This window comes from Candidatus Kryptonium thompsonii, from assembly GCF_001535985.1.
Classification (GTDB): domain Bacteria; phylum Bacteroidota; class Ignavibacteria; order Kryptoniales; family Kryptoniaceae; genus Kryptonium; species Kryptonium thompsonii.
Map to the genome: position 1 here is coordinate 15,287 of NZ_CZVS01000010.1, position 24,368 is coordinate 39,654.

The window sequence follows — 24,368 nt, forward strand, 5'->3', positions numbered from 1 at the left end:
TTACCTTAAATTAATTTTGCAAGTTCAATTAAACGATTAACCGAATCTTCAAACTCCGCTTTCTCTTTCATATCCTGTCTTAAAAACTCTCGTATTTTTTCAATCATCTGCAACGCCTTGTCAATTTTCGGATTACTACCTCGAACATAAGCCCCGATGTTTATCAAATCCTCCGCTTCCCTGTATGTTGCAAGTATGTCTATTATTTTTTCAGCTGACTTTTTATGCTCAGAGCTAACTATATCTGGCATAAGCCTACTTATGCTCTCAAGTGGCTCAATGGCTGGATAATGGCCCATATTTGCAAGTTTTCGTGAGAGAACAATGTGACCATCAAGTATCGACCTTGAAAAATCAGCAATAGGCTCATTGAAATCATCACCTTCAACGAGAACTGTGTAAAGCGCCGTGATACTTCCCTTTGAAGAAGTTCCAGCACGCTCAACAAGTTTCGGAAGCAACGCAAAAACCGAAGGGGTATAACCTTTCGTTGTTGGTGGCTCACCTATCGCAAGCCCAACTTCACGCTGAGCCATTGCAACACGAGTAAGCGAGTCCATCATAAACATTACATCAAACCCTTGATCTCTAAAATATTCTGCGATAGCGGTTGCAACAAGTGCGGATTTAACTCTTATAAGCGGGGGCTTATCACTTGTTGCAACTACGACAACGCTTTTCGAAAGCCCTGAATCGCCAAGTTCCTTCTCAATGAAATCTCTAACTTCCCTACCTCGTTCACCAATTAAAGCGATTACATTCACATCTGCGTTCGAATGCCTTGCGATCATTCCCATAAGTGTGCTTTTGCCAACCCCGCTTCCTGCAAAAATTCCAATTCTTTGCCCTTTTCCGCACGTAAGAAGCGAATCTATAGCCCTTATGCCTGTAGCTATCGGTTGAGTTATCCTGCTTCTTTCAAGTGGCGCCGGTGGTTGATTATAAATTGATCTCATTTCATCAGCTTCAATCCATCCTTTCCCATCAATTGGATGACCAAGCCCATCTATAACTCTACCAAGAAGTTTCCGTCCAACTGGAATTGAGAAAGTTTTCCCCATCGCAACTATTTCGCTCCCCGGGCTTATCCTATTTATATCTCCAAGTGCCATTGAAAGAACACGATTATTTTTAAATCCGACCACCTCCGCAAGGCAAATCACTTCATCATTCCTTGACTTAATAGCGCACACCTCACCAAGCGAAGCCGACGGACCAATTGATTCAATAACAAGACCAATAACTTGCGTTACCCTTCCGTTAACCTTGACTAAATCAAGATGCTCGATCTTATCAAGATATTTTTTCATCCTTGCATCAAGATTTAACATCTTCTCACAGCCTCAACCAAGTAAGTTTTCAATTAACGAAAATTGCGTTGATATTCTCGAATCAACATTTCCAAGCTCACTTTCAACCACACATCCACCTCTTTCAATCGCTGGGTCTGCTTCAACGATAACCTCGCTTGTTGAGTCAAGCATTTGCAAAAGCTCTGGTTTCAATTCTTTTATAAGTTTCTCGTCCTCAGGGTTGACCCTTAACTTTATCTTTTCAACGCCAACAACTCTTTTCACCGCCTCCTTCACCTGATTCAAGATGAAATCATTATCTTTTTCAATTTCCCTTTTGACAATTTTCTCAGCAATTTTAATGGCAAGTGAAAGAACGAAATTCTCAATTTTCGTCCCGAACGATTCAACTTCATTACAAAAATTTTTTAAAACCTGCTCCAAAATGGCGATACGCTCCTTCAATTCATCGTTTACTTTTTCCCTCAAAATCTTCTCCGCATCTTTAAATCCCCTTTGATATGCCTCCGCAATTTTCATCTCGTATTCATTTCTGATCTGTGCTATTATTGCGTCAATATTAACTCCCTCTTCATTTTTTCTTTCATCCTGCACGAAATCAATTTCATCGCTTGACCCCACTTCAATTTCGCTTTTAACACCCTCATCAGATAATTTCAAAATATCAAATTCAACAGGTTCTTCAATTTTTAATTCCTCAAACAAAAACTTCTCCTCTGGCAACCGATTTTTTATGACTTTCCTAGTAAACAATGTCCTCCTCACCTCCTCTTCCCGCAATTATAATTTCCTGATTCTCCTCAAGCCGTTTTATAACCTCAACAATTCTCATTTGAGCAGCTTCAACCTCACGCAATCTCACAGGACCCATATATTGAATCTCTTCTTGCAACATAGCAGCAGCTCTTTCCGACATATTCTTGAAAATTTTCTCTTTTATCTTTTGATCCGCTCCTTTCAAAGCAAGTGCAAGATCCTTCTTATCAACTTCACGCAAAATTCTTTGTATGCTTCTATCATCAATGTAAATGATGTCCTCAAACAAGAACATCAATCTCTTTATCTCATTTGCAAGATCTGGATCTTGTTCCTCTATCCTTTGCAAAAGTTCTCTTGCTTCCTGCGAGCCAACCTTGTTAAGAATTGCAGCCACGGTCCTTGATCCACCAGTTGCGCTAACCTCCTGACTTAAAGATGTTTCAGCCATAACATCAATCACACTCTCAAGCTCGGTTAAAATCGTTGGAGAAATCTTCCCGAGTTTCGCAATTCTATATACAACTTCAACCCTCAAATCTTCGGGAAATTGACTTATAACCTTTGCAGTTTGCTCAAGCGGTAAATGAGAAAGAACTAAAGCTATCGTCTGTGGATGTTCCTTTTGGAGAAAATTCGCAAGCTGCGTCGCATCTGCTTTCTTCAGCGCCGAAAATCCTTTTATCTGAGTCATACTATGAACCTTTTCAACTATCTCCGATGCTTTTTGTGAACCAAGCGATTTCTCAAGCAACGTTTTCGCATATTCAAATCCTCCAACGATAATATATTCCTGCGCCTTCATCATCTGGAAAAATTCTTCAATAACAGCCTGAACAACAGACGCTGGAATCCCCTCCAACGAAGAAATTTCTATCGCAAGCTGTTCCATTTCTTGTGGCTCAAGATAGCGAAAAACTTTTGAGGCCGTTTCAACATCAAGCGCAAGCAGTAAAATTGCTGCTTTCTGCTTACCTGTTAAATTTTCATATTTTAAATTCAACGCTTTTGCCATTTCTGTCTCTCCTCCTCAAGTAGCCAAACTTTAATTAACCTCGCTGCTTGTTCAGAATCTTCACGAATATATTCCCTCACCTTTTCTTTAATTTGCTCCTTTTTCACTCTTTCAGATTCAAGCTCTTCTTCGTCAACTTGTTGAATTGCCTCAACTGCAACTTGCTCCGGTCCCTTAAGTGGTGCTTGGGGTTGAATGGTTGGAAATTCTCTAATTTCAACAGTTGGAATTTCCTTCCTCGTCTTCAACTTCCCAAGAAGTGAAAACACAAGTATGATTGACCCAACTATTGCAAGCCCAATTACAATTTTTTCAATAAGCTCACGCCAACTCTCTTTTTTGTCCTCCCGTTGCACAAACCCAAGCTCTTCGCTCGCTGGCTCAAACGCCGTGCTGATAACAGAAACTTGATCATTCCTATCTGGATTAAAACCAACTGCATTTTTAACTATTTCAGTTAACTTTTGAATTTGCTCCTCATCCCGGGGAATGTATTCAACCTTTCTAACCCCGCCTACTTCATTTACCTTGTAAGTTCCATTTACAAGGACAGCAACTGAAAGGCGTTTTATATTCCCGACACCTTCAACTATCCTCTGAAGCGTCCTATTAACTTCATAGTTTGTTATCGTATTCGTTCTCTGTGAGCTTGTGCTTGCAAATGTTGAATCAACTGAACTACTTCTCTCCTGCGTCGTTTGTTCGCTTCTTATAACAGTTTTATCTGGATCATACTCCTCTATAGTCTTTTCAACTTGAGTGAAATTAAGTTCTACATCAACTCTAACTATTGAATTCCCCGGACCAACAACGGCGTCGAGTAAGCTTTGAACTTTATCAGTTAGATATTGCTCAACACTTCTTTTTAGCTCATACTGCTTACTGCTTATCTTGGCAAGTGGATCTGAATCGGAATTATCAGATAAAAGCCGCCCTCTTGAATCAAGTATCGTAACATTTTGGGGTTCAAGCCCCTCAACGCTACTTGCAACAAGGTAAGCGATGCTTTGAACATTGTCCCGACTCAACTTCGCTCCCTGCTTTAATCTGAGTATGACAGATGCTGTCGGTTCTTTTTGATCTTCTTTAAAAAGAGTCTTTTCAGGGATAACGATATGAACCCTTACTGCTTCAATCCCGTCGATTTGCAAAATTGTCCTCGCAAGCTCTCCTTCAAGTGCGCGTTTGTAATTTATCTTTTGAACAAAATCTGAAACCCCAATATTACTTTTATCAAAAATTTCATACCCAACAATACTTGAATTTGGCAAACCCTCGCCCGCAAACTGAAGCCTTAACTCATAAATATTTTGCTTTGGAACAAGTATAGTTCGACCACCATTTTCTAATCTATAACTGATTTTCCTCTCCTTCAATTTCTCAACTATCTTGCTCGCATCCTGTGGCTCCAAATTAGAAAACAAAATACCATATTCAGGCTCACGAACCCACGAGATCAAAAATGCAAAACCAACAATTGAAGCAACTGCGACTCCGATAAGCAAAACTTTCCGAGCAGTCGATAACCTCCCCCAAAACTCTTTTATCTGAGCAAATGAACTCATCAGAAATTAAATTTTTTGTTTAAACCTGCAAACGCATCAACTCCTTATACGCTTCAAGCATTTTATTTCTCACCTCCATCAAAAGCTCAAAACTTGTTTTCGCCTTCTCAACTGCAATCATAACATCATGAATGTCGCTTATTTCACCAGTTATCGCTTTTTCAATCGCCTCGCCCGCTTCGTTCTGAAGCTGATTCACATCTTTGATGAACTCCTTCAAAACGCTTTCAAAATTTTCAACACTTTCCTTCGCTCTCTCCCTTACCTCAGTTTTATAAAATTCGCCAGAAGCTATTAAACCAACTTGTTTAAGCATAACTCAAACCCTTTTGTTAATTATTTGATGATCAACCTCAATAACCAACCTACCTCGAGAATCATACTGATAATACTTTTTTATCTCTTCAACGCTTTCAGGAAAAAGTTCCTCAAAGAATTTAACCTCTTCCCTACTTAAAACTTCAGCAGGGCGTGAAATTTCCTTAACCTGAAAATTCAAACTGTAAAAATTGTTTACTCCTTCAACTTTCATATCAGATCTCCAATGCATCTTTTGCCATGTTTTTTGAAGCGTTAAAAGCAGTTACATTTGCCTCATACGAACGAGTCGCCGAAATCATATCAACCATCTCAACAACTATGTTGACATTTGGCATATGCACATAACCATTCTCGTCCGCATCAGGATGCTCTGGATTATAAACAAGCCGTTCAGGGGAATTATCTTCAACAACTTCAGTTCGCACTCCTCTCACCGCATCTCTGCCATCTTCGAATTCAACAAAATTAGAAGAGATGTGTTTCTCGTTCGTTACCTCAAGCCCCATAGTTTCCTTTTTCAAAACATTTGCAAAGTTCCCCTCAACCGAAGCCCTCATCACCACAACCTTTCTTTTGTAAGGAGTTCCCTTCTCCGTCCTTGTTGTTTCAACATTTGCGATATTTTCAGCAATTGCTGTCATCCTTTTTCTTTGAGCGCTCAACCCCATAGCACTTATGTTAAATGACGCGAAAAGCCTTTCCAACTTCATACGCCTCCTCCTTTTATACTTTTTTGAATTCCCCTGAACGACTCCGCTATCAACCTTGACGCAAGTTTATATCTTATTTGATTCTTCGCAAGTTCAGCCATCTCATAATCAATATCCACATTATTTACACCACTTGAAAGCGGATCAGGATTATATTCCGATGGTTCCATCACAGTTTCAGGTTGAACCGCATCAAAATCTTTCACACCAATTGAGAAATGCTTTTCATGCGTTTTCGCACCTTTTATAAATTCATTCCCCAAACTCTTCCTAAGCTCCTCCTCAAACTTCACATCAACTCGTTTGTATCCTATAGTTGTTATGTTCGCAATATTAGATGCAATCGCCCTCTGCCTCAAAGAATATGCATCCAATGCTTTTTCAAGAAGCGGTATTTTCGTTCGAGCGAAAAGAAAAAACTTTAACATTTCTTATCCTCCCTTATTGTGCATAAAGTTCAAATTGAATTTCATCCGTTTCCGTTTCAAAACTCTTGACAAACCTTTTCCTTCTCCGCATAAGAACGAAGATAGAGATCAAAATTCCAACGAATCCGAGCGATAAAATCAACGCTCTCATTTCTTAACCTTCTTTTATTTTGTTCAAACCTTCTCAAAAGGATTTAATGCAAAATAAATGCCACACCCAAAAATTGATTTTTACACTAAATTTAAAGCCACTGCCTATCCAACCCATGCAGAATATTATACAGATGCTGGATAATATTAAGCACGGATTTTGCTAAAAAGAGCCAGAATTAATAAATTTTTTAAAAAATCACTCAATGTTGAAGCTGACTTACTATGAAAACAGTTCAGAAAACATCGCTTAAAGGCTTAACCTTGTCTGAACTTGAAAAGTTTGTGCTTGAGCTTGGGTGGGAAAAATTCCGCGCAAAACAAATCTTTAAATGGCTATACAACAAACAAGTTGATAGCTTCTCTAAAATGAGCGACCTACCAAAGCACTATAGAGATGAACTTCAGGAGATAGCCGAAATAGACGAATTGAAACTTTTATCATTTGAAAGATCAAACTGCGATGGCACGATAAAGTTTCTATTTGAATTAAAAGACGGAGAAAAAATTGAAAGTGTTTTAATACCAGACGAATCCCGCCTTACACTTTGCATTTCAACACAAGTTGGATGTCCGATCGATTGTAAATTTTGCGCAACGGGAGCGATGGGATTTAGAAGAAATTTGACAGCAGGTGAAATCGTTGACCAGTTAATACAGACACAAAAGCACACCGACAGAAGAATTACCAATATCGTCTTTATGGGAATGGGGGAGCCGCTTCTAAACTTAAAAAATCTTCTCAAGGCAATCGATATAATAACAAGTGATGACGGTATAAGAATTGGGGCAAGAAAAATAACTGTCTCAACAGTTGGGATTCCTGATAAAATTATAGAACTCGCAAACGCAGGGAAAAAAGTTAAAATTGCGCTCTCACTTCACACACTTGATGAAAACCTTCGCTCAAAACTCATACCAATAGCAAGTAAATATCCGATTTCATCTCTCATTGACGCACTAAAATACTACTACAACAAAATCGGCTTAAGAGTGACCTATGAATACATCGTTTTCGATGGTTTAAACGATAGAGATGAAGATATCGAGAAACTTGTCGAGCTTGCCAAAATTATCCCATGCAAAATAAATCTCTTGAAATTTCACCCGGTTGACTTCATACGAAAGGAACCATATTTGAAACCTTCCACAAGGCTTGAAGAATTTGCCCAAAAACTTCGCGAACATAATCTTACCGTCTTTGTAAGAAGCAACGCCGGCGAAGATATAAAAGCAGCTTGTGGACAACTTGCAATTTTAAACCAATAAAAATATAAAAGGAGAACCTCTGATGAGACTGATAATTTTCGGTCCCCCTGGCGTCGGAAAAGGAACCCAAGCCCAAATTTTATCCCAAAAATTGAACATTCCACATATCTCAACGGGGGATATGTTGAGAGAAGCAGTTAAAAACCAAACCGAACTCGGCTTGAAAGCCAAATCTTTTATGGATAAAGGTGAACTCGTTCCGGACGATGTGATGATCGGAATAATAAAAGAAGTTTTATCCTCCGAAAGATGCAAAAATGGCTTCATACTTGATGGATTTCCAAGGACGATAGCACAGGCAGAAGCTCTTGATAAAATTTTTGAAGAACTTAACATAAAACTGGATTATGTGATAAGTTTGGAAGTTGATGACGATGAAATAATTAAACGATTGACAAATCGGCGTGTCTGCAAAAATTGCGGAGCGGTCTTTAACCTTTTGATAGATAAAATTCCAGAGGATAATAAATGCCCAAGATGCGGTGGAGAACTCTATCAAAGAAGCGACGACAACCCGGAAGTCATAAAGAATAGACTAAAAGTTTATAGAGAATCAACCCAAATTCTTCTTGAATATTACGCAAAAAAGGGAATTCTAAAATCAATAAATGGGGTTGGGGAAATAAGTGATATAACGGAAAAAATTTATAAAAGCATAGGAGTAAGAAGTTAAACAAGAAAATAATTTTGAATTTTCAACAAAAAACTTATAACTTACCTCCAGAGGGAAAATAAATGTTTTTTGTAGTATGGAAAACTCGGAGCTTGATATTTGGAGTAGGTACGAAAGGTTAAAGAGAAGTTTTAATGTTTTGACGCAAATCACCGCAAATATGGTGAGCACGCTTGAACTCGATGAACTTCTCCAGACTCTATTGGATCGATTGACCGAAGTTACAAATGCTGATGCTGGGATAATAGCAGTGTTTGAGAATGGGGAACTCGTGATAAAAAGCGTCGCTGGAATTTTTCCAAAAGATTTTGTCAACATAGAATTAACATTTGAGGAAGGCAGTTTTTCGTGGAGGGTTATAAACGAAGGCAATTTAATTTATCAGGAATCCGCACACTTACATTCCAAGATTTTGGATACAGCATACAAGCTTGGGATTTCAGCAAGTTTAGGCGTTCCACTTAAGAGGTTTAATAAAACCGTTGGGGTTATAAGCATTCATTGGGTTAAGCCGCATCCTCCGGATGATGAGGAGGTTCGTCTTCTTGAGATCACGGCAGAAAGGGCAGCTATGGCAATTATAAATGCAAATCTTTTTAAACAAGTGAAGATACAAGCCGAACTTATAGAACTTTCACCCGACGCTGTTATTGTGAGGGATTTAAATGATGTCATCAAGTTTTGGAATAAGTCGGCTGAAGAAATTTATGGTTGGAAGAAGGAAGAAGCGATAGGTAAAAAGATCACTGGGTTAATTTATGACCAAAATGAGCTTGAGACTTACTTTAAAGCAAAGGATTTTACGCTAAAAGAGGGAAAATGGCAGGGAGAGTTGAAGCAAGTGACAAAGGATGGAAAAAAGTTAACGGTTTTGTCAAGATTTAAAGTTTTATATGATAACTCTGGAAATCCATACCAAATTATCTCCGTAGATAGTGATATAACAGAGATGAAGAAAATTGAAACCCTTTTAAACCGTACTCAACGGCTTGAATCAATTGGGCGACTTGCATCAGGAATTGCTCACGATTTAAACAACATTTTACAACCTATCGCAATATTAACCCATGTTTTTAAAAGAAAGCTTCAAGATGAATCCGACTTAAAATATATCGAAATTATTCAATCATCCATTCAAAGAGCTACCAATATCATAAATCAAATTTTATCTTTCTCAAAAGGTATAGCTGGGGAAAAGGGGATAGTCCAAGTAAAACACCTGATAAGAGAGCTTGAGGTAATTTTAAAGGAAACATTTCCAAAAAATATAAAAATTGAGATTGAGGTGCAGAAAGACTTATGGCCAATAGTGGCTGAACCAAATCAGATGATGCAAGTGCTTCTCAACTTATGTGTTAACGCAAGGGACGCGATGCCAAATGGCGGGACATTAAAAATAAAGGCGCAAAATTCAATACTTGATAAACACTATATAACCCAGCTTCCAAATTTAAAACCAGGCCCATATGTTATCATATCAGTAGAAGATACGGGAACCGGAATACCTCCCGAAATAATTGATAAAATTTTTGATCCATTTTTTACTACAAAAGAACTAGAAAAGGGAACTGGATTAGGGCTTGCACAAGTGAACAGCATTATAAAAGAGCATAATGGAGTTATAAATGTGTATAGTGAGCCTGGAAAGGGAACTATATTTAGAATTTACCTGCAAGCAGCTGAAGAGGAATTTAAAGAAAAGGGCGTCGAAAAATTAAAAGAAGAAATACCAATTGGAAACGGGGAACTCATACTTGTTGCAGAGGATGAACCTGCCGTTCTCGAAATGATAAAATTAGCTTTGGAAGAAAACAACTATAGAACTATAACTGTGAATAACGGTGCGGAGGGAATTGTAAAGTACTCACAAAATAAGAATTAAATTAAGCTCATCATTACTGATCTTTGGATGCCCATTTTAGATGGAGTAGAAATGATAAAAATCATAAGAAAGATAGATCCGAATGTGAAGATTCTATTGACAAGTGGTTTAGATAGCCCAATCGAGGTATTGCCCCCCAATATTTCCTTTCACCTCAAAAAACCCTTTGATGCGGTAACCCTGCTCAAAAAAGTTAGCGAATTGTTAAAAGATTAACCCTAAAATATGCATCTCTTGATTTCCTAAGTTAGCCCTATAACCCTAAAAACCCCTTGCGTTTAACAAAAACTTTGCTTATAAATAATTAGGCACAGACCAATTTGTGTGTTGATAACTTGTGGATAACTTGTTTATTTTGTGCATAAATTTTTTGTCTTTAATTCGCCAAACTGTTCTTTTTCAAGGAGTTGTGAATAACTTCAGATTAAAGACCAAAAAATAATTGAATTCCAAGCAAAATTTTTGATACCAACATGTGGATAACTATGTGAATAAATGTTGATAACTTTGCTAACTGACTTGGCGACTTATCCACAGGTTATCCACAATTTTTATAAAAATGTTGATAAGTTTTAAAACTAAAATTTATTTTGCCTATGGATAAAGAATCAAAGATTTCCGAAAAAAGCGTCAAGCAAAACCAATTTGAGCTTACCCCCGATAATAATAACGCCTATACCGACGCTGAACTAGAGTCATTAAAAGCCGCAACAGATGGCAAAGATGTGAAAGCAATATGGAATGAATGTCTTGAAATCATCCGAGACAATGTCAATCCCCTAAGTTTTAAAACATGGTTTGAGCCAATTGTCCCCCTTAAAATTGAGGGAAAGCAGCTAACGATCCAAGTTCCAAGCCAATTTTTTTACGAATGGCTCGAAGAACACTATTATAGTTTAATTAAAAAAACGCTTACCAAAGTTCTAGGGGAAGGAGCTAAACTTGTTTACTCCGTTGTCATGGAAAATTCATCCTCGGACGAAACAAAGACAACGATAAATCTTCCTCCTGCTTCGAAGCCAGCTCCAAAACCGTCTTATCCAATCCAGGTCAAAACCTCTTATGACTTTCAACCTTTTGATAGCAACTTAAACCCGAAGTACACATTTGATAATTTCGTAAAGGGCGACTGTAATCAGTTAGCGACGGCTGCTGCTCTTGCAGTTGCGAATAACCCAGGGGGTACATCCTTTAATCCGCTTGTGATCTACGGTGGCGTTGGGCTTGGTAAAACTCACTTAATTCAAGCGATTGGAAACTATGTCGTCGCAAATAAGAAAGCAGCAAGAGTTTATTATGTTTCAAGCGAGAAATTCACAATTGACTTCGTTGAGGCTATTCAAAAAGATAAAGTTAATGATTTTTCAAACTTCTACAGAAGTGTCGATGTTTTAATTGTCGATGATATACAATTCTTTGCGGGGAAAGAAAAAACGCAGGATAACTTTTTCCATACATTTAACGCCCTTCATCAAGCAAGAAAACAAATTGTTCTATCTTCCGATAGACCACCAAAGGAATTAAAAGGGCTTGATGATAGGTTAATTTCAAGGTTTCAATGGGGTCTGATTGCTGATATCCAACCGCCAGATCTTGAAACAAGAATCGCAATCCTGAAGAAAAAGGCTGAGGATGCTGGGGTGGAGCTTCCACAGGAGGTCATTGAATATATCGCTGTCCATATAACATCAAACATAAGAGAACTTGAGGGTTGTCTTATAAGTTTACTTGCGAAGTCTTCACTTGAAAATAAAAAAATCGATATAGAGCTTGCAAAGGAAGTTGTGAGAACAATAGTTAAGGATACATCTGTAAAGGTTTCAATTGAGGAAATTCAAAGAATTGTATGCGAACATTTTGGAATTCCACCAGATATGTTAAAAGCAAAAACGAGAAAGCAGGAAGTTGTGATAGCAAGACAAATCGCAATGTATCTATGTAAAGAACTTACGGATTCATCTCTTAAAACGATTGGATTACATTTCGGTGGCAGGGACCATAGCACAGTAATTCACGCTTGCCAATCCGTTGAAGAAGATATGAGAAAAAGTGAAAAGTTTAGAAACCTTGTTGAATCCCTACGCCGAAAAATTGAGTTCAGCTCAAAATAATAACAGTGTTGATAAGTATGTGGATAAGTTGTTAATTTGTGTGGGTTGTATGTTAACAAATCAAAAAGTTATCAACATTCACATTGTGGATAACTTCAAAATGTGGATAAAATTAAAGTTATCAACACCAGATTAACACTCGTTATTGTTTAAGTTTTTCACACACCCCATAAAAAAGAATTGATGGACAAGGCTTTTTTAACCAATTAAAGCATTGTGTTTTTTTCTTAAAAGAGTTATCCACATATCCACAGCCCTTATTAATAATCTTAACAAACTTTTTAAAGAATAACTACTTATTTAACGGATTCCATTGCTTGCACAATTAGCGGGAAATATCTATCAAGTGCACATTCAACTGAATTTCTTAACTCGCAAACTCCGTCTGGTGTTTCTCTGCACTCTTTGCAAATATTTTCTCTTAAAGCAATTATGTAATCGTTCATATTATCACTTTTAATGCGAAGAACAATATTTACAATCTTAGGAAAATATTCTTTCACCCCGCACATTGACATTTCTGAAATTCTGCAAATTCCATCTCCATACGGATCACTGTCTATACAAACCTTACATACAGTGTTTTGAACCGCATGCCAGTATTTTTCAAGTTCTGGTGTCATATCAAATCTCCGATTTTGTTTTACAAGTATATTTTGAAAACTTTTTAGGAAAAAGTCAAGATAAGTTCATGTGCGAGATTGTTTAGGTTTGAAATTGCAAATTTTATTTGATATATTTTTGACAAAAATTTTCCTGATGCGAAAACGAAAATAAAAAGCAATGAGCAAAACTGGAATTATAAGAATCAAAAACGCAATCTTTTACGGTTACCACGGGGTTCATACATCTGAACAAAATTCAGGTGGAAGATTTGAGGTAGACGTTGATCTCTACTGTGATATTTCAGATGCTATGCAGACCGACTCTCTTAAAAGTACGGTTGACTATGAACAGGTTTATAATTTTTTAAAGGATTTGATAACCGAAAAAAGATTTTACCTAATTGAATCTCTTGCTTCCAGAATCGCCGAAGGTTTAATTAAAAAATTTGACAGGGTTCAAAAGGTTGTGGTTAAGGTTCGCAAGCCATCGCCACCTGTTGGTGGGGTTGTTGATTGTGTTGAGGTTGAGGTCGAAATGAAAAGAGATTGAACTGGTATCAATGTCATTTGTGTATCTTAGTATAGGTTCAAATATAGGCGATAGAATTGGGTATATAAAGAAAGCCCTTGTTGCTTTATCAAAACTTCCAAAGACAAAGATAACCAAAATTTCTTCACTTTATGAAACTGAGCCATATGGGAGAAAGGAACAGCCGTGGTTTGTAAACATTGTGGTTGAGATGTTTACAGAGTTAAGCCCTGTTGAACTTTTTAAAAAGTGCAAGTCAATAGAAGCAAAACTTGGGCGTCAGGTCCGTGAGAGATGGGCTGAGCGTGAAATTGACATTGATATTCTTTTATATGATGACCTTGTGATTTCAAGCGAAGGGTTCAAAATTCCACATCCAGATATGCACAACCGTCGTTTTGTCCTGATACCGCTTAGCGAGATTGCCCCAAGGGTTATTCATCCGCTTTTTAAAAAAAGCATTTCCGAGCTTTTAATTGAATGCAAGGACACAGCAAAGGTAATCCACATCCCGGAGAAAATAGATCTTAAAAAAACAATAGAGCCGGAGGTGAAAGAAATAAAATATATAGCAATTGAAGGGGTAATCGGAGCGGGTAAAACTTCACTCGCAAAAATGTTAGGTGAACGCCTTAACGCAAAAGTTGTCCTTGAACAATACTACGAGAATCCATTTCTTGAAAAATTTTATCAAAATAGAGAAAGATACGCTTTTCAAACGCAGATATTTTTTCTTTTGAGCAGATACCGACAGCAGTTGGAACTTTTGCAGAGGGATTTATTTCATGAGTATTTGATAACAGATTATATCTTTGACAAAGATAAAATCTTTGCTCATATTAATTTGAAAGGTGATGAACTTAAACTCTACGAGATGCTCGTTAGTTTGCTTGAGAAAAATGTACCGACTCCGGATTTGGTTATTTATCTTCAATCGAGCGTCGAAAGGTTGATGTTCAACATTAGAAAGCGTGGGCGACCATACGAGAAAAACATAAGCGAGGACTACATTCGTGAACTATTCGAAGCGTATAACGAATTTTTCTTTAATCAGTACAAAAAATCCCCTGTCCTTGTGATAAATGCAACCGAAATTGATTTTGTCAACAACAAGGAAGATTTTGAGGATTTGATAAATAAAATTTTAAGCCCAAGAAAATCCTACTTCGAATATTACAATCCCGGAAAAAGGTGAGGTGAAATATGATCAGATTACTAATTTTGCTTTTGCTTATCTACATAGCCTACAAATTTTACAAGCTTTTCATCTACTATAAGAACAAAGTCAATGAGCTTGAGCGTGAACTGAAAAAGAGGAAGATAAACGAGCTAAAAGATACTGATTACGAAGAAATAAAATGAGAGGAATTGGGAAATTTCTTTCCAAAATCGACCCGTTCAGAAATAAAAAGCTTAAAAACTTTTTTATTAAGCTCTTAAGCCAATTTTTTAAAAATCAAGTTTTTATAAGGGTTGATAAATCCGAGAGAATAGATGTTGATTTCGGTGATGTAAAGAAAATTTTAATTGTAAGACAGCATAATCAACTCGGGGATATGCTTTGTGCTGTTCCTTTATTTAGAGCACTCCGTCAAAGGTTCCCAAGTGCAAAGATTACGCTTATCGCAAGTCCTGTGAATTATGAAGTTGTGAAAGATAATCCTTTTGTTGATGAAATTTTAAACTTTGATAAAGTTAAATTTCTAAAATCACCATCGAACTTTTTTAAATTTGTAAGGAGTGTAAAGGTAGGCTTTGATATTGCCATTGTTCCTGTGACAGTTTCAATCTCAACAACAAGCAATTTGCTCGCTTATATTTCAAAAGCAAGAATTCGCATAGGTCCAGCTTCGCTTAATGGAAAAGAAAATCCAACCGCATTTCTTTTCAATTATCAAGTTGATCTTGACTGGCGAGATGAAGAAGAAAAACATCAAACGAAGCGAAACCTTGACATCGTAAAACCATTTGGAATTGATGCGGAAGATTTAAGTTATGTTATACCGTATTTTGATGAAGATAGGGAATTTGCGAAGAATTTTTTAAGCAAAGCTAAAGATTTTAAATTTTTAATTGGCTATCATCCGGGCGCTGGGAAAGTAAAAAACAGGTGGGATGCGGGTAATTTTGCCGAGTTAGCTTTAAAACTTGCGGATGAATTTAATGCTTTGACATTGATAACAGCAGGGCCAATGGATGATGAGCCTGTTGAAAAGATGAGGAAACAAATCGATGGGAAGATAGATTACCTTATTTTGAAAAATGAAAAGATTAGTAGAATAGTTGCAGTGATTGACTCGGTTGATCTTTTTATAACGAATGACACTGGGATAATGCATGTCGCTGGGGCTACGAAAACACCAGTGATATCTCTTTTTGGTCCAACTAATCCGTATCAATGGTCACCCCTTAACGAAAATAAATTTTTCATTTGGTCGAAAACTGGAGATATAAACGATATAAAAGTTGATGAGGTTTATAAACTTGCGGTTGAAATTTTAAGTAGAAAAGGGGCACGGGATTAAAATTTTTTCCTCTTTATGAAACTTTCAATTTCCTTTCTGAATTCAATAACTTTGTCTATAAAGTTTTCTTCTCCGCTCTCAATTTTATCAACAGCTTCAAGAACAATCCTTGTTCTTTCCTCGTTTATAAGTTGTTCATAGTTTGATTTTAAAAATTTAAAAACATCGAACCCAAGCCGTGTTCCGGATAATCTGCCGTTAAAGCTTTGTACATAGCCTCTGTCTTTAAGTTTTTGAACAATTGGGGCGTAGGTGCTCGGTCGCCCGATCCTTTTTTCACGCATCAATTGAATTAAGTTCGCCTCCGTAAAAAGTGGTTTTTCGCTGACCAAGCGAACCTGAATTTGAGATATGTTATACTCTCCGGAATCAATCGATCCAACTGTTTTGATAGGGGAGATCAAGTTGAAACCATTTTCAACGATACTTCCGTTAAATTGGAAATCTTGAATCAGGTCTCCGAGCTGTGCTTTAAATTTGAAAACTTTTAACTTTGCTGGGATCATTTGGCTTGAGATGAAGCGTTTAAAAATCAGCTCATAAAGCTTGAGATGTTTTTTGCTTAATTTTATTTGGAGAAGTAAAAGCTTTGTTTCGATGTCCGTTTCAAGTTCAAAAGAGTTTAAAGGTCTTGTTGGTCTTATACATTCATGAGCTCCTTCTTCGGTTCCCCAAGTTCGTGCTTTGAAATAAGAACCAAGTTTCTCTTTCTCAAGGTATTGTCGTGCTATGTTTATTCCGAAACTGCTAACACGAGTTGAGTCAGTTCTATGATATGTGATCAAACCGCTCTCGAAAAGTTCCTGTGCTATTTCCATAACATCGCTTGCTGGTAGGTTGAGCGTGTGAATTCCATCTTGAAGAAGTGAATCGGTTGTGTAGGGTGGAAGAGGATTTTGCTCTATTATTTCTTCGGTTAAATCAAAGATTTTAACTTTTTGAGTTGATTTTATTTTTTCAATTTCTTCCGGTTTGGCTGTGAAGTTTAAGCGTAGATTATTTTCAAGGAGAACATTTACTTGGGCTATCTTCTTTTTGCTTTCTATCGTTCTGTTGCAAACCCATCCAAGCACGGGCGTTTGAACTCTTCCAGCGCTTAAATCTTCACGGTTGAATTTTTTCTGAACTATTTTTGACAGTTCAAGTCCTATCCATGCATCTTCAACTTTTCTTAAGATTTGAGCCTTCAAGAGATTGAGATCAAATTGATCGGGATTTTTTGAGTCCTTCAATGATAGCCCGCTTTGTAATTTCATGCCACTTTAATCGTTTTATGTTCTGATTGAATGGGTAAAGCAAGCATTTCAAATCCCAGGCTATTTTCTCACCTTCGGCGTCTGGGTCGGTTGCGATCAGGACTTCATCAACATTTTCGGCAAGTTTTTGAAGAGCAGAAGCGATTTCAGGTTTTACAATTTCAAATTTTACTTCAAGTTTTGAATCAACAAGCCTTGCACCAAATCCCGGTTGTTTTATTGCAAGGTCTGTTATATGTCCGCGCGATGCGGTTACAAGCAAAAGCATACCGGGTGCCATAACTTCAAAAAACTTGTAAGGCTTCAGTTCTACTTTTCAGCGGTTTCCCGAAGAAATAAGCTATTGTTCTTGATTTGGTTGGTGATTCAACTATTAAAAGCTGTGAATTAAATTCTATATCAACTCCAATTTTCAATTCTCTTGTAGCGTTTATCTCTTCCATTACTTTTTCAATATCAAGGTCTTTAAAGTTTACGAAATTAACATCTAACGGTTCGAGTTGTTCTTTCATAAACTCAAAAGCGGATGGATTATCGATCATCAAAATTGATAATCCTTTTGTCAATCCTCCAATGGTTAATCTACTTGCTCTACCCGATGCTTGAATGTAAACAAATGGATCTGGGATTATAAGTGAATTTCCAGAGGCTCCTATTTTAGTAGCTATTTCTTGCCTTGACGAAATTTGGTTGGAAAATTCAAGCGACCTATTCATAACATCATAAGCGAACTTAACGAAATCTGATGTCCCGCTTGATTCTGGATCAAAATCTTTTGATCTTATCTTATTAAGATTTGCCTGACTTAATTCGACTATTTTTGAGAGGTCTTCAATTATATCAATAGCTTTTTGTCTTTCCTCACCTTCGAGATATTTTGCTATTCGACTTATTACCATTATCATTTTTCTTGGTGAGAATGTTTCACGATCAACCGTGATTTCCATTCGTGGAATTTCAAAGAATATTGTATATCTTAGCGCTGTCGGTAGGTCGATTCCTCGGACAAGTGATGAACGCCTTGATGATGTTCCGACGAGGACATCTATTTCATTATTTTCAAAGGCTTGGAATATCTTTTTTGAAGCTTTGATATATGCACTTGCTTTTATTCCGTTTTGATTTAAAAATTCCGCGATTTGTTCTGCCTTTTCGCTGCCCCTGACATATACAATTGCACCGCTTCCAAGTCTTTTTAGTAATTTTACCAGTTCTTCTTTAGGATCTCCTTCGGGGTAAAAATATGAATCGATTATGTTTCTTGTGAAAGAGTAGGTTTGACCAATATCAAATCCAAAGATTTCTTTTAAAATTTTAACTCGTAGAGTTCTCTTGGCAGTTTGGGTGGCTCCAGATACAATAATTTGCCCCTTGTTTGTTTTTATTTTTGAGCGTAGTTCGTTTAAATCTTCTGATTCAACCTTTTTCGCGATGATTTTTTTAGCATATTCAATTTGTTCATTAGTTATTCCAAGAATTTTTAGGACCGTGTCAATTGCTTGGGAACGGCGGAGGAAGCCATCGACATCGTCAATAAATACGGCTTCGGTTTTTAAAGATTCGAAAATTTTTTTATTTCTAACTATCGAAGCAGATGTTGTTACGATAATATCTGCGTTGTCAACTTCGCTTTGTTTTGGTTTTGGTGCGAGAGAATGAATTTGGGCGATCTTTTTGTGCGGGGCAACGCTTTGAATTTTTTTAGAGACTTGAAATGCAAGTGTTGAATTGGGGAGAAGTATAAGGGATTTTTTCAGAAGCGATAGCGCTATTGTTGTGGTTGTTTTGCCACTTCCCGTTGGAGCAAGCATCGCGAAACTTTCTCCCTTTAGAAATCTTCTCGCCCATAATCTTTGAGCACCCCAAGGTTTGAAATTGAACGGTTCAAAAATTTTATTTATATCTTCGGTTGTGATCGTGTTAAGTTTAATTTCACCACTTAAAAGCTCATCAAGCGACGCCTTTTGTGAACCGTGAAAGTTTAGGTAAATTATCTCAAGATCCTGCATTTGCTTTTTTAGTTTGTTTTTGGAAAAATTTTTATAAATTTGGATTACAAACGGTTCAGTATATTTTTAATTTGGCAAACAAATTTTAAACTTTCAATTTTTAAAGTGCTTGAGGGCAGAAAAATAATTGTTGGAGTAACTGGAGGGATTTCCGCGTATAAAACCTGTTATGTTGTTCGGGGTTTAAAAAAACTTGGTGCAGATGTAAAAGTCATTATGACTCCATCAGCAACTCAATTTGTAACTCCCTTGACATTTTCAACCCTTTCGGGGAATGAAGTGATCGTTGAAATGTTTCCAGCATCAACTCGCGAGGGAACAGATATAGGGACAAAGCACATTAACCTTGCTCTTTGGGCTGATCTTATGCTCATAGCTCCAGCGTCAGCGAACACGATAGCGAAAATTGCCCATGGAATTGCCGACAACTTTTTAACTTCGCTTGTCCTAGCTATAAGATGTCCGCTTATTCTTGCTCCTGCAATGGATGTTGATATGTATTTAAACGAAGTCACCCAAAGGAATTTAAAAATTTTGAAAGAGCTTGGTTACTTGATTATAGAGCCAGAGGAAGGAGAACTTGCAAGCGGTCTTGTTGGGGTTGGAAGAATGGCTGAGCCTGAGAGGATAATTGAGTTTGTTAAAGATTTCTTTGCAGGCGTGAAATTTGACTTAAAGGGGAAGAAAATACTTGTCACAGCTGGACCAACTTATGAACCAATTGATCCTGTTCGTTTCATAGGAAATTGGTCGTCTGGGAAGATGGGATTTGAAATCGCAAAGGCATCTGCTCACCGCGGTGCTGAAGTGATTTTAGTTACGGGTCCGACAAATCTTGGGACACCGAAAAATGTCAGAAGAATTGATGTTGTAACATCGGATCAAATGTTTAATGTTGTGGTTGAGTTTTATGATCAAGTTGATGTGGTTATAATGTCAGCTGCTGTTGCTGATTACACCCCAATTCAAAAATTTGAGAAAAAATTGAAAAAGGAAGATTTACCTGATGAAACAGTCGAATTAAAGTTGAAAAAAACAAAAGATATTCTTAAATATCTTGGAGAGCGTAAGAAGAGTCAAATACTTGTTGGATTTGCGCTTGAAACCGATAATGTTCTTGAAAATGCAATTCAAAAGTTAAAAGATAAAAATCTCGATCTCATCGTTCTTAACACAATAGGCGAAGGTTCTGGGTTCGGATATGATACTAATATCGTGACTATAATTTCAAAGGATGGGGAAATGGAAAGTTTACCTAAGATGACAAAATATGAAGTTGCACATAAGATTCTCGATAAAGTTTCATTGATTTTTAAAAAAGGTGAAATGAAAAAATGAAAAAGGAAATAAAAAAGGTTTTGGATGATGCGAAGCGTTATTTGGTTCAGCAGGAGAGTTTATTTGGGGATGAAATAATTTTGCCGAAACAATCGTCTGACGAACCAAAGCAATCACCTGTTGAAAAAAATGTTGGCGATGAACAGTTTGGAGTTGATCCGAGCTGGGTTGAGTCAAAAACGCTTAATGAGCTTGAAACGAAAATAAGAAACTGTGTTAAATGTCCCCTTGGTAAAACAAGAACAAATTTTGTTTTCGGCGTTGGGAATCCAAACTCGGAAATTGTTTTTGTCGGCGAAGCTCCAGGGATGGATGAAGATTTGCAAGGGGAACCTTTCGTTGGTAGAGCGGGACAGCTTTTAAATCAGCTTCTTGCGAGTGTTGGTTTCAGAAGAGACGAGGTTTATATTTGTAATGTTTTAAAATGTCGCCCGCCTGGAAACCGCGATCCACTTCCATCCGAAATAGAAGCTTGCAGTCCGTATTTGGTGAAGCAACTTGAAATAATAAAACCCAAATTGATTGTTTCGCTTGGTCGTTTTCCTATACAAACGCTTTTAAAGACGAACGCACCTTTAAGTTCCCTTCGTGGTCAGATTTTTGAATGGCATGGGATAAAATTGATAGCGACATATCATCCAGCAGCGGCTTTGCGAAATCAACAATGGAAGCGACCACTTTTTGAAGATTTGCGCAAGGCTCGGGAAATTCTTTACCAAAAATAAAAAATTTTTAAGCCATGGGAATTGAAAAGGGATTAAGGCAGGAGTTTCCACTTGAGAAAATAACTAAGGATTATAAATTAACTTCCATACCTGAGCCAAAGGAAGCTGTCCCAAAAGTTTTACCGCAGGCTCCTGAGCTTGAAGTTGCAGTTCTTTCTGCGATGATAATTGATCCTGAGTGCATCCCAAATGTTTTTGAGATTTTAAAACCCGAATGTTTTTACAAAGAAGAGCATCGAATAATTTTTGAAACAATCGTTGATCTTTTTGAGGCTGGAAAATCTGTTGATCTTTTCATCCTGAATCAGGAGTTAAAGAAAAAAGGGTTGCTTGAGAAAGTCGGTGGCGCTACATATCTGACGGAAATTTCGAACGCAGTTGCAACATCTGCAAATGTTGAAGAGTATGCCAAGGTTATCCACGATAAGTATATTTTGCGCGAGATTATAAAAATGTCAAATATGCTGGCAAATTCTGCTTTTAAAGAAGATGCCGATGCGTTTGAGTTGCTTGATTTTGCAGAGAAAAAATTGTTTGAAATCTCGGCTGAGAAATTCAAATCCGATACCATTGATTTTAAAAAAGCAGTTAAGCAGGTGCTTGAAAAATATGAGAAGGTGAATAGGGAAAAGATACTCCTTACTGGTGTTACTAGTGGATTTCCAGAGATTGATGCTTTGACTGGAGGGTTTCAGAAGTCAGATTTGATAATAATTGCGGGAAGACCTGGGATGGGTAAGACAGCATTTGCTCTTTCGATCGCAAGAAATGCAGCTGTTAGAGATCAAGTGCCTGTGGCTATATTCTCACTTGAGATGTCCTTGGAACAAATTGCATTAAGGCTAATTTCAATGGAGGCAAATGTTGACATGCACGCTTTAAGAACAGGGAGGTTATCCGCTGATCAATGGCAGAGGATTGCTGGATTTGTGGGTAGGATAAGTGAGGCGCCAATTTTCATTGATGATACTCCAGCGTTAAGTACGCTTGAACTTAGAGCAAAGGCGAGGCGTTTGAAGGCTGAGCATAACATTGGTCTTATAATTGTAGATTATCTTCAGCTTATGCAACCGCCAAAAGCTGAATCTAGAGAGCGTGAAATTTCGATGATTTCAAGGGCATTGAAAAGCCTTGCGAAAGAGCTTGAAATTCCTGTGATCGCACTTTCACAGTTGAGAAGGGCAGTGGAGGAAAGAGGTGATAAAAGACCATTCCTTTCTGATTTACGTGAGAGCGGTTCACTGGAACAGGATGCTGATGTTGTTATCTTTGTTCACAGACCTGAGTATTATGGCATAACCGTTTATGAAGACGGGACTCCAACCGAGGGAACTGCAGAAATAATTATAAGCAAGCAAAGGAATGGACCACTTGGAACTATAAGGCTTAGCTTCCTGAAACATTCAACAAAATTTGCACAACTTGAAGTAAGAAGAACATCGGAAGGTGAATATGGTTTAGGTGAACCTGAACCCCCTAAACCGCCATTTTAAAACAAAATCAGGTTGAAATGGCGCTTTCTCAAGTTCTAAGTGCGTCAACTTACGGGATAGATGCATTCACTGTAAAAGTCGAAACTCATATTGAACAAGGATTATTTGCTTTTACGATCGTTGGTTTGCCAGATAGTTCGGTGAAGGAAAGCAGGGAAAGGGTTAACGCTGCGATTAAAAATTCCGGTTTTAAATTCCCAAACAAAAAGATAACTGTAAATCTAGCTCCAGCCGATATAAAGAAAGAGGGTTCACAGTTTGATTTGCCGATAGCGATTGGAATTTTATCAGCAACTGAACAAATTCAATCGGATATACTTGACAAATTTATAATTCTTGGGGAGCTTGCTCTTGATGGAACCTTAAGACCAATTCACGGTGCTCTTCCAATTGCAATTTCTGCAAAAAATTCTGGATTAAAAGGAGTAATTCTTCCAAAGGAGAATGCGAAAGAGGCAGCGATAGTTTCGGAAATCGAGGTTTATCCAATGGGCTCACTTGCAGAGGTTGTTAATTTTTTAAACGGTGAACATCAACTTTTAAACCCATTTAAAATTGACATAGATGAAATTTTCAATCAAGAGAGCAAGTATACAATTGATTTTGCAGATGTAAAGGGGCAAGAAAATGTTAAGCGGGCTCTTGAAATAGCTGCAGCGGGTGGGCATAATGTCATAATGATTGGTCCACCTGGAAGTGGTAAAACAATGCTTGCGAAACGACTTCCAACGATACTACCACCTATGACACTTGAAGAAGCCCTTGAGACAACGAAAATTCATTCGGTAGCTGGACTTTTACCGCCAAACACAGCTCTTATTGCGACCCGTCCATTTAGAGCGTCACATCATACAATTTCTGACTCGGCACTCGTTGGTGGCGGAACAATTCCACGGCCTGGGGAAATTTCACTTGCACACCACGGAGTTTTATTTCTGGATGAACTTCCAGAATTTAATCGCAATGTTCTTGAGGTTTTAAGACAACCCCTTGAAGATAAAAAGGTTACAATAAGTAGAACGAAAATGACGGTTGAATATCCAGCTAACTTTATGCTTGTTTGCGCGATGAATCCTTGTCCATGTGGAAATCTTGGAAATCCACATCAGCAGTGCACATGCTCCCCAGCTCAAATTCAAAAATATATGGGAAAAATATCGGGTCCACTTCTTGATAGAATTGATATCCACATAGAAGTTCCCGCTGTTAAATATTCAGAACTTGCAAGCAAAGCAATAGGTGAAACATCTGCGCAGATAAGGGAAAGAGTTATTAAAGCAAGAGAGATACAGCTGAAAAGATTTAGGGGTAGAAAAAACCTTTTCAAAAACGCTGATATGCAAACGAGAGAAATTAGAGAATTTTGTAAAATTGATTCGGATGGGGAAGCAATTTTGAAAAACGCTATAACGAAGCTTGGTCTTTCCGCTCGCGCTTATGATAAAATACTAAAGGTTGCAAGAACTATCGCTGACCTTTCGGGGAGTGAAAGTATAAAGCCTGAACATTTGAGCGAGGCAATTCAGTATCGTAGCCTTGATAGAAATCTATGGGGGATTATGACCTGAGGTAATCAATTAATCTTTGTTTTTTAAATTTATCTCTCATTGTTTTAAGGTCGATATTTGCATCTTTCAGAATTTTGCGAACTGTGCCAACCGAAATTTTAAAATTTTTGCTTCTTCGCATTGCCCT

At 37.5% G+C, this 24,368-nt stretch carries 26 protein-coding genes; 13 read left to right on the forward strand and 13 right to left on the reverse strand.

What is annotated here, in order from left to right; all coding sequences use genetic code 11:
* Positions 1–5: 5 nt before the first annotated feature.
* The 9 genes from fliI to AWW78_RS10500 are packed head-to-tail and all read right to left on the reverse strand — an operon-like array spanning position 6 to position 6,259.
* Positions 6–1,331 carry a flagellar protein export ATPase FliI gene (fliI, locus tag AWW78_RS01805; RefSeq protein ID WP_047133994.1) on the reverse strand — a complete coding sequence of 442 codons (1,326 nt, stop codon included), beginning with the start codon at positions 1,329–1,331 and terminating at the stop codon, positions 6–8.
* 12 nt (positions 1,332–1,343) lie between these two features.
* Complete coding sequence (locus tag AWW78_RS01810) at positions 1,344–2,078, reverse strand: FliH/SctL family protein (RefSeq protein ID WP_141653875.1); 735 nt, start codon at positions 2,076–2,078, stop codon at positions 1,344–1,346.
* Positions 2,056–3,084, reverse strand: a complete 1,029-nt coding sequence (gene fliG / locus AWW78_RS01815; protein ID WP_047133996.1) for a flagellar motor switch protein FliG — start codon at positions 3,082–3,084, stop codon at positions 2,056–2,058. The genes AWW78_RS01810 and fliG overlap by 23 nt, the downstream gene beginning before the upstream one ends.
* Complete coding sequence (gene fliF, locus AWW78_RS01820; protein WP_047133997.1) at positions 3,069–4,649, reverse strand: flagellar basal-body MS-ring/collar protein FliF; 1,581 nt, start codon at positions 4,647–4,649, stop codon at positions 3,069–3,071. Before fliF ends, fliG begins: the two co-directional genes overlap by 16 nt.
* 19 nt (positions 4,650–4,668) lie before the next feature.
* Positions 4,669–4,965 carry a flagellar hook-basal body complex protein FliE gene (fliE, locus tag AWW78_RS01825; protein WP_047133998.1) on the reverse strand — a complete coding sequence of 99 codons (297 nt, stop codon included), beginning with the start codon at positions 4,963–4,965 and terminating at the stop codon, positions 4,669–4,671.
* Between the two features lie 3 nt (positions 4,966–4,968).
* The gene (locus AWW78_RS01830) at positions 4,969–5,199 is read right to left on the reverse strand and encodes a hypothetical protein (protein WP_075427028.1); all 231 of its coding nucleotides are present in this window, start codon (positions 5,197–5,199) and stop codon (positions 4,969–4,971) included.
* The gene (gene flgC / locus AWW78_RS01835; RefSeq protein WP_047134000.1) at positions 5,183–5,680 is read right to left on the reverse strand and encodes a flagellar basal body rod protein FlgC; all 498 of its coding nucleotides are present in this window, start codon (positions 5,678–5,680) and stop codon (positions 5,183–5,185) included. Before flgC ends, AWW78_RS01830 begins: the two co-directional genes overlap by 17 nt.
* The gene (gene flgB, locus AWW78_RS01840; RefSeq protein WP_047134001.1) at positions 5,677–6,108 is read right to left on the reverse strand and encodes a flagellar basal body rod protein FlgB; all 432 of its coding nucleotides are present in this window, start codon (positions 6,106–6,108) and stop codon (positions 5,677–5,679) included. Before flgB ends, flgC begins: the two co-directional genes overlap by 4 nt.
* Positions 6,109–6,121: 13 nt before the next feature.
* Positions 6,122–6,259: a hypothetical protein gene (locus tag AWW78_RS10500; protein ID WP_159421203.1), complete on the reverse strand. Its 138-nt coding sequence runs from the start codon at positions 6,257–6,259 to the stop codon at positions 6,122–6,124.
* Between the two features lie 224 nt (positions 6,260–6,483).
* On the opposite strand from AWW78_RS10500, the gene rlmN reads away from it, so the two are divergent.
* From rlmN to dnaA, 5 genes are all read left to right on the forward strand, one after another.
* Positions 6,484–7,527, forward strand: a complete 1,044-nt coding sequence (rlmN, locus tag AWW78_RS01845) for a dual-specificity RNA methyltransferase RlmN (protein ID WP_047134002.1) — start codon at positions 6,484–6,486, stop codon at positions 7,525–7,527.
* A gap of 22 nt (positions 7,528–7,549) precedes the next feature.
* Complete coding sequence (locus tag AWW78_RS01850) at positions 7,550–8,200, forward strand: adenylate kinase (protein ID WP_047134003.1); 651 nt, start codon at positions 7,550–7,552, stop codon at positions 8,198–8,200.
* 76 nt (positions 8,201–8,276) lie between these two features.
* Complete coding sequence (locus tag AWW78_RS01855; protein ID WP_075426028.1) at positions 8,277–10,082, forward strand: ATP-binding protein; 1,806 nt, start codon at positions 8,277–8,279, stop codon at positions 10,080–10,082.
* A 12-nt stretch (positions 10,083–10,094) separates the two neighbouring features.
* A complete protein-coding gene (locus AWW78_RS01860; RefSeq protein ID WP_255311464.1) occupies positions 10,095–10,298 on the forward strand; it encodes a response regulator in 204 nt (67 codons plus the stop codon).
* A gap of 380 nt (positions 10,299–10,678) precedes the next feature.
* A complete protein-coding gene (dnaA, locus tag AWW78_RS01865; protein WP_082349139.1) occupies positions 10,679–12,193 on the forward strand; it encodes a chromosomal replication initiator protein DnaA in 1,515 nt (504 codons plus the stop codon).
* Positions 12,194–12,489: 296 nt separating this feature from the next.
* Here the strand turns inward: dnaA and AWW78_RS01870 are convergent, their stop codons facing one another.
* Positions 12,490–12,816: a hypothetical protein gene (locus AWW78_RS01870; RefSeq protein WP_047134004.1), complete on the reverse strand. Its 327-nt coding sequence runs from the start codon at positions 12,814–12,816 to the stop codon at positions 12,490–12,492.
* Between the two features lie 160 nt (positions 12,817–12,976).
* On the opposite strand from AWW78_RS01870, the gene folB reads away from it, so the two are divergent.
* The 4 genes from folB to AWW78_RS01885 are packed head-to-tail and all read left to right on the forward strand — an operon-like array spanning position 12,977 to position 15,852.
* Positions 12,977–13,348, forward strand: coding sequence for a dihydroneopterin aldolase (folB, locus tag AWW78_RS01875; protein WP_047134005.1), 372 nt, complete (start codon positions 12,977–12,979; stop codon positions 13,346–13,348).
* Positions 13,349–13,358: 10 nt separating this feature from the next.
* Entirely contained in the window at positions 13,359–14,522 is a 1,164-nt protein-coding gene (gene folK, locus AWW78_RS01880; RefSeq protein WP_047134006.1) for a 2-amino-4-hydroxy-6-hydroxymethyldihydropteridine diphosphokinase, read from the forward strand.
* 8 nt (positions 14,523–14,530) lie between these two features.
* Entirely contained in the window at positions 14,531–14,689 is a 159-nt protein-coding gene (locus tag AWW78_RS10505) for a hypothetical protein (protein WP_159420986.1), read from the forward strand.
* Positions 14,686–15,852 carry a glycosyltransferase family 9 protein gene (locus AWW78_RS01885; RefSeq protein ID WP_075426030.1) on the forward strand — a complete coding sequence of 389 codons (1,167 nt, stop codon included), beginning with the start codon at positions 14,686–14,688 and terminating at the stop codon, positions 15,850–15,852. The genes AWW78_RS10505 and AWW78_RS01885 overlap by 4 nt, the downstream gene beginning before the upstream one ends.
* On the opposite strand, the gene AWW78_RS01890 is transcribed toward AWW78_RS01885, so the two are convergent.
* Genes AWW78_RS01890 through AWW78_RS01900 form a run of 3 tightly spaced genes read right to left on the reverse strand, consistent with a single transcriptional unit; the run spans position 15,849 to position 19,117 of the window.
* A complete protein-coding gene (locus AWW78_RS01890; RefSeq protein WP_075426031.1) occupies positions 15,849–17,084 on the reverse strand; it encodes a DNA topoisomerase in 1,236 nt (411 codons plus the stop codon). The genes AWW78_RS01885 and AWW78_RS01890 overlap by 4 nt on opposite strands.
* On the reverse strand, positions 17,053–17,388 hold the full coding sequence (locus AWW78_RS01895; RefSeq protein WP_075426032.1) for a toprim domain-containing protein: 336 nt from the start codon (positions 17,386–17,388) through the stop codon (positions 17,053–17,055). The genes AWW78_RS01890 and AWW78_RS01895 overlap by 32 nt, the downstream gene beginning before the upstream one ends.
* A 4-nt stretch (positions 17,389–17,392) precedes the next feature.
* Positions 17,393–19,117 carry a DEAD/DEAH box helicase gene (locus AWW78_RS01900; RefSeq protein ID WP_047134007.1) on the reverse strand — a complete coding sequence of 575 codons (1,725 nt, stop codon included), beginning with the start codon at positions 19,115–19,117 and terminating at the stop codon, positions 17,393–17,395.
* 105 nt (positions 19,118–19,222) lie between these two features.
* On the opposite strand from AWW78_RS01900, the gene coaBC reads away from it, so the two are divergent.
* Genes coaBC through AWW78_RS01920 form a run of 4 tightly spaced genes read left to right on the forward strand, consistent with a single transcriptional unit; the run spans position 19,223 to position 24,241 of the window.
* Positions 19,223–20,455, forward strand: a complete 1,233-nt coding sequence (gene coaBC, locus AWW78_RS01905) for a bifunctional phosphopantothenoylcysteine decarboxylase/phosphopantothenate--cysteine ligase CoaBC (RefSeq protein ID WP_047134014.1) — start codon at positions 19,223–19,225, stop codon at positions 20,453–20,455.
* Entirely contained in the window at positions 20,452–21,180 is a 729-nt protein-coding gene (locus tag AWW78_RS01910) for a uracil-DNA glycosylase (RefSeq protein ID WP_047134008.1), read from the forward strand. The genes coaBC and AWW78_RS01910 overlap by 4 nt, the downstream gene beginning before the upstream one ends.
* A 14-nt stretch (positions 21,181–21,194) precedes the next feature.
* Entirely contained in the window at positions 21,195–22,673 is a 1,479-nt protein-coding gene (gene dnaB, locus AWW78_RS01915; RefSeq protein ID WP_075426033.1) for a replicative DNA helicase, read from the forward strand.
* Positions 22,674–22,690: 17 nt separating this feature from the next.
* Positions 22,691–24,241: a YifB family Mg chelatase-like AAA ATPase gene (locus tag AWW78_RS01920; RefSeq protein WP_047134009.1), complete on the forward strand. Its 1,551-nt coding sequence runs from the start codon at positions 22,691–22,693 to the stop codon at positions 24,239–24,241.
* The last annotated feature ends 127 nt before the right edge of the window (positions 24,242–24,368 follow it).

Excerpts from the sequence above, each read along its gene's own strand:
- fliI (WP_047133994.1), bottom strand. The coding sequence starts at position 1,331 with ATGTTAAATCTTGATGCAAGGATGAAAAAATATCTTGATAAGATCGAG.
- fliG (WP_047133996.1), bottom strand. The coding sequence starts at position 3,084 with ATGGCAAAAGCGTTGAATTTAAAATATGAAAATTTAACAGGTAAGCAG.
- fliF (WP_047133997.1), bottom strand. The coding sequence starts at position 4,649 with ATGAGTTCATTTGCTCAGATAAAAGAGTTTTGGGGGAGGTTATCGACT.
- fliE (WP_047133998.1), bottom strand. The coding sequence starts at position 4,965 with ATGCTTAAACAAGTTGGTTTAATAGCTTCTGGCGAATTTTATAAAACT.
- AWW78_RS01830 (WP_075427028.1), bottom strand. The coding sequence starts at position 5,199 with ATGCATTGGAGATCTGATATGAAAGTTGAAGGAGTAAACAATTTTTAC.
- flgC (WP_047134000.1), bottom strand. The coding sequence starts at position 5,680 with ATGAAGTTGGAAAGGCTTTTCGCGTCATTTAACATAAGTGCTATGGGG.
- flgB (WP_047134001.1), bottom strand. The coding sequence starts at position 6,108 with ATGTTAAAGTTTTTTCTTTTCGCTCGAACGAAAATACCGCTTCTTGAA.
- AWW78_RS10500 (WP_159421203.1), bottom strand. The coding sequence starts at position 6,259 with ATGAGAGCGTTGATTTTATCGCTCGGATTCGTTGGAATTTTGATCTCT.
- rlmN (WP_047134002.1), top strand. The coding sequence starts at position 6,484 with ATGAAAACAGTTCAGAAAACATCGCTTAAAGGCTTAACCTTGTCTGAA.
- AWW78_RS01850 (WP_047134003.1), top strand. The coding sequence starts at position 7,550 with ATGAGACTGATAATTTTCGGTCCCCCTGGCGTCGGAAAAGGAACCCAA.
- AWW78_RS01855 (WP_075426028.1), top strand. The coding sequence starts at position 8,277 with ATGGAAAACTCGGAGCTTGATATTTGGAGTAGGTACGAAAGGTTAAAG.
- dnaA (WP_082349139.1), top strand. The coding sequence starts at position 10,679 with ATGGATAAAGAATCAAAGATTTCCGAAAAAAGCGTCAAGCAAAACCAA.
- AWW78_RS01870 (WP_047134004.1), bottom strand. The coding sequence starts at position 12,816 with ATGACACCAGAACTTGAAAAATACTGGCATGCGGTTCAAAACACTGTA.
- folB (WP_047134005.1), top strand. The coding sequence starts at position 12,977 with ATGAGCAAAACTGGAATTATAAGAATCAAAAACGCAATCTTTTACGGT.
- folK (WP_047134006.1), top strand. The coding sequence starts at position 13,359 with ATGTCATTTGTGTATCTTAGTATAGGTTCAAATATAGGCGATAGAATT.
- AWW78_RS10505 (WP_159420986.1), top strand. The coding sequence starts at position 14,531 with ATGATCAGATTACTAATTTTGCTTTTGCTTATCTACATAGCCTACAAA.
- AWW78_RS01885 (WP_075426030.1), top strand. The coding sequence starts at position 14,686 with ATGAGAGGAATTGGGAAATTTCTTTCCAAAATCGACCCGTTCAGAAAT.
- AWW78_RS01895 (WP_075426032.1), bottom strand. The coding sequence starts at position 17,388 with ATGGCACCCGGTATGCTTTTGCTTGTAACCGCATCGCGCGGACATATA.
- AWW78_RS01900 (WP_047134007.1), bottom strand. The coding sequence starts at position 19,117 with ATGCAGGATCTTGAGATAATTTACCTAAACTTTCACGGTTCACAAAAG.
- AWW78_RS01910 (WP_047134008.1), top strand. The coding sequence starts at position 20,452 with ATGAAAAAGGAAATAAAAAAGGTTTTGGATGATGCGAAGCGTTATTTG.
- dnaB (WP_075426033.1), top strand. The coding sequence starts at position 21,195 with ATGGGAATTGAAAAGGGATTAAGGCAGGAGTTTCCACTTGAGAAAATA.
- AWW78_RS01920 (WP_047134009.1), top strand. The coding sequence starts at position 22,691 with ATGGCGCTTTCTCAAGTTCTAAGTGCGTCAACTTACGGGATAGATGCA.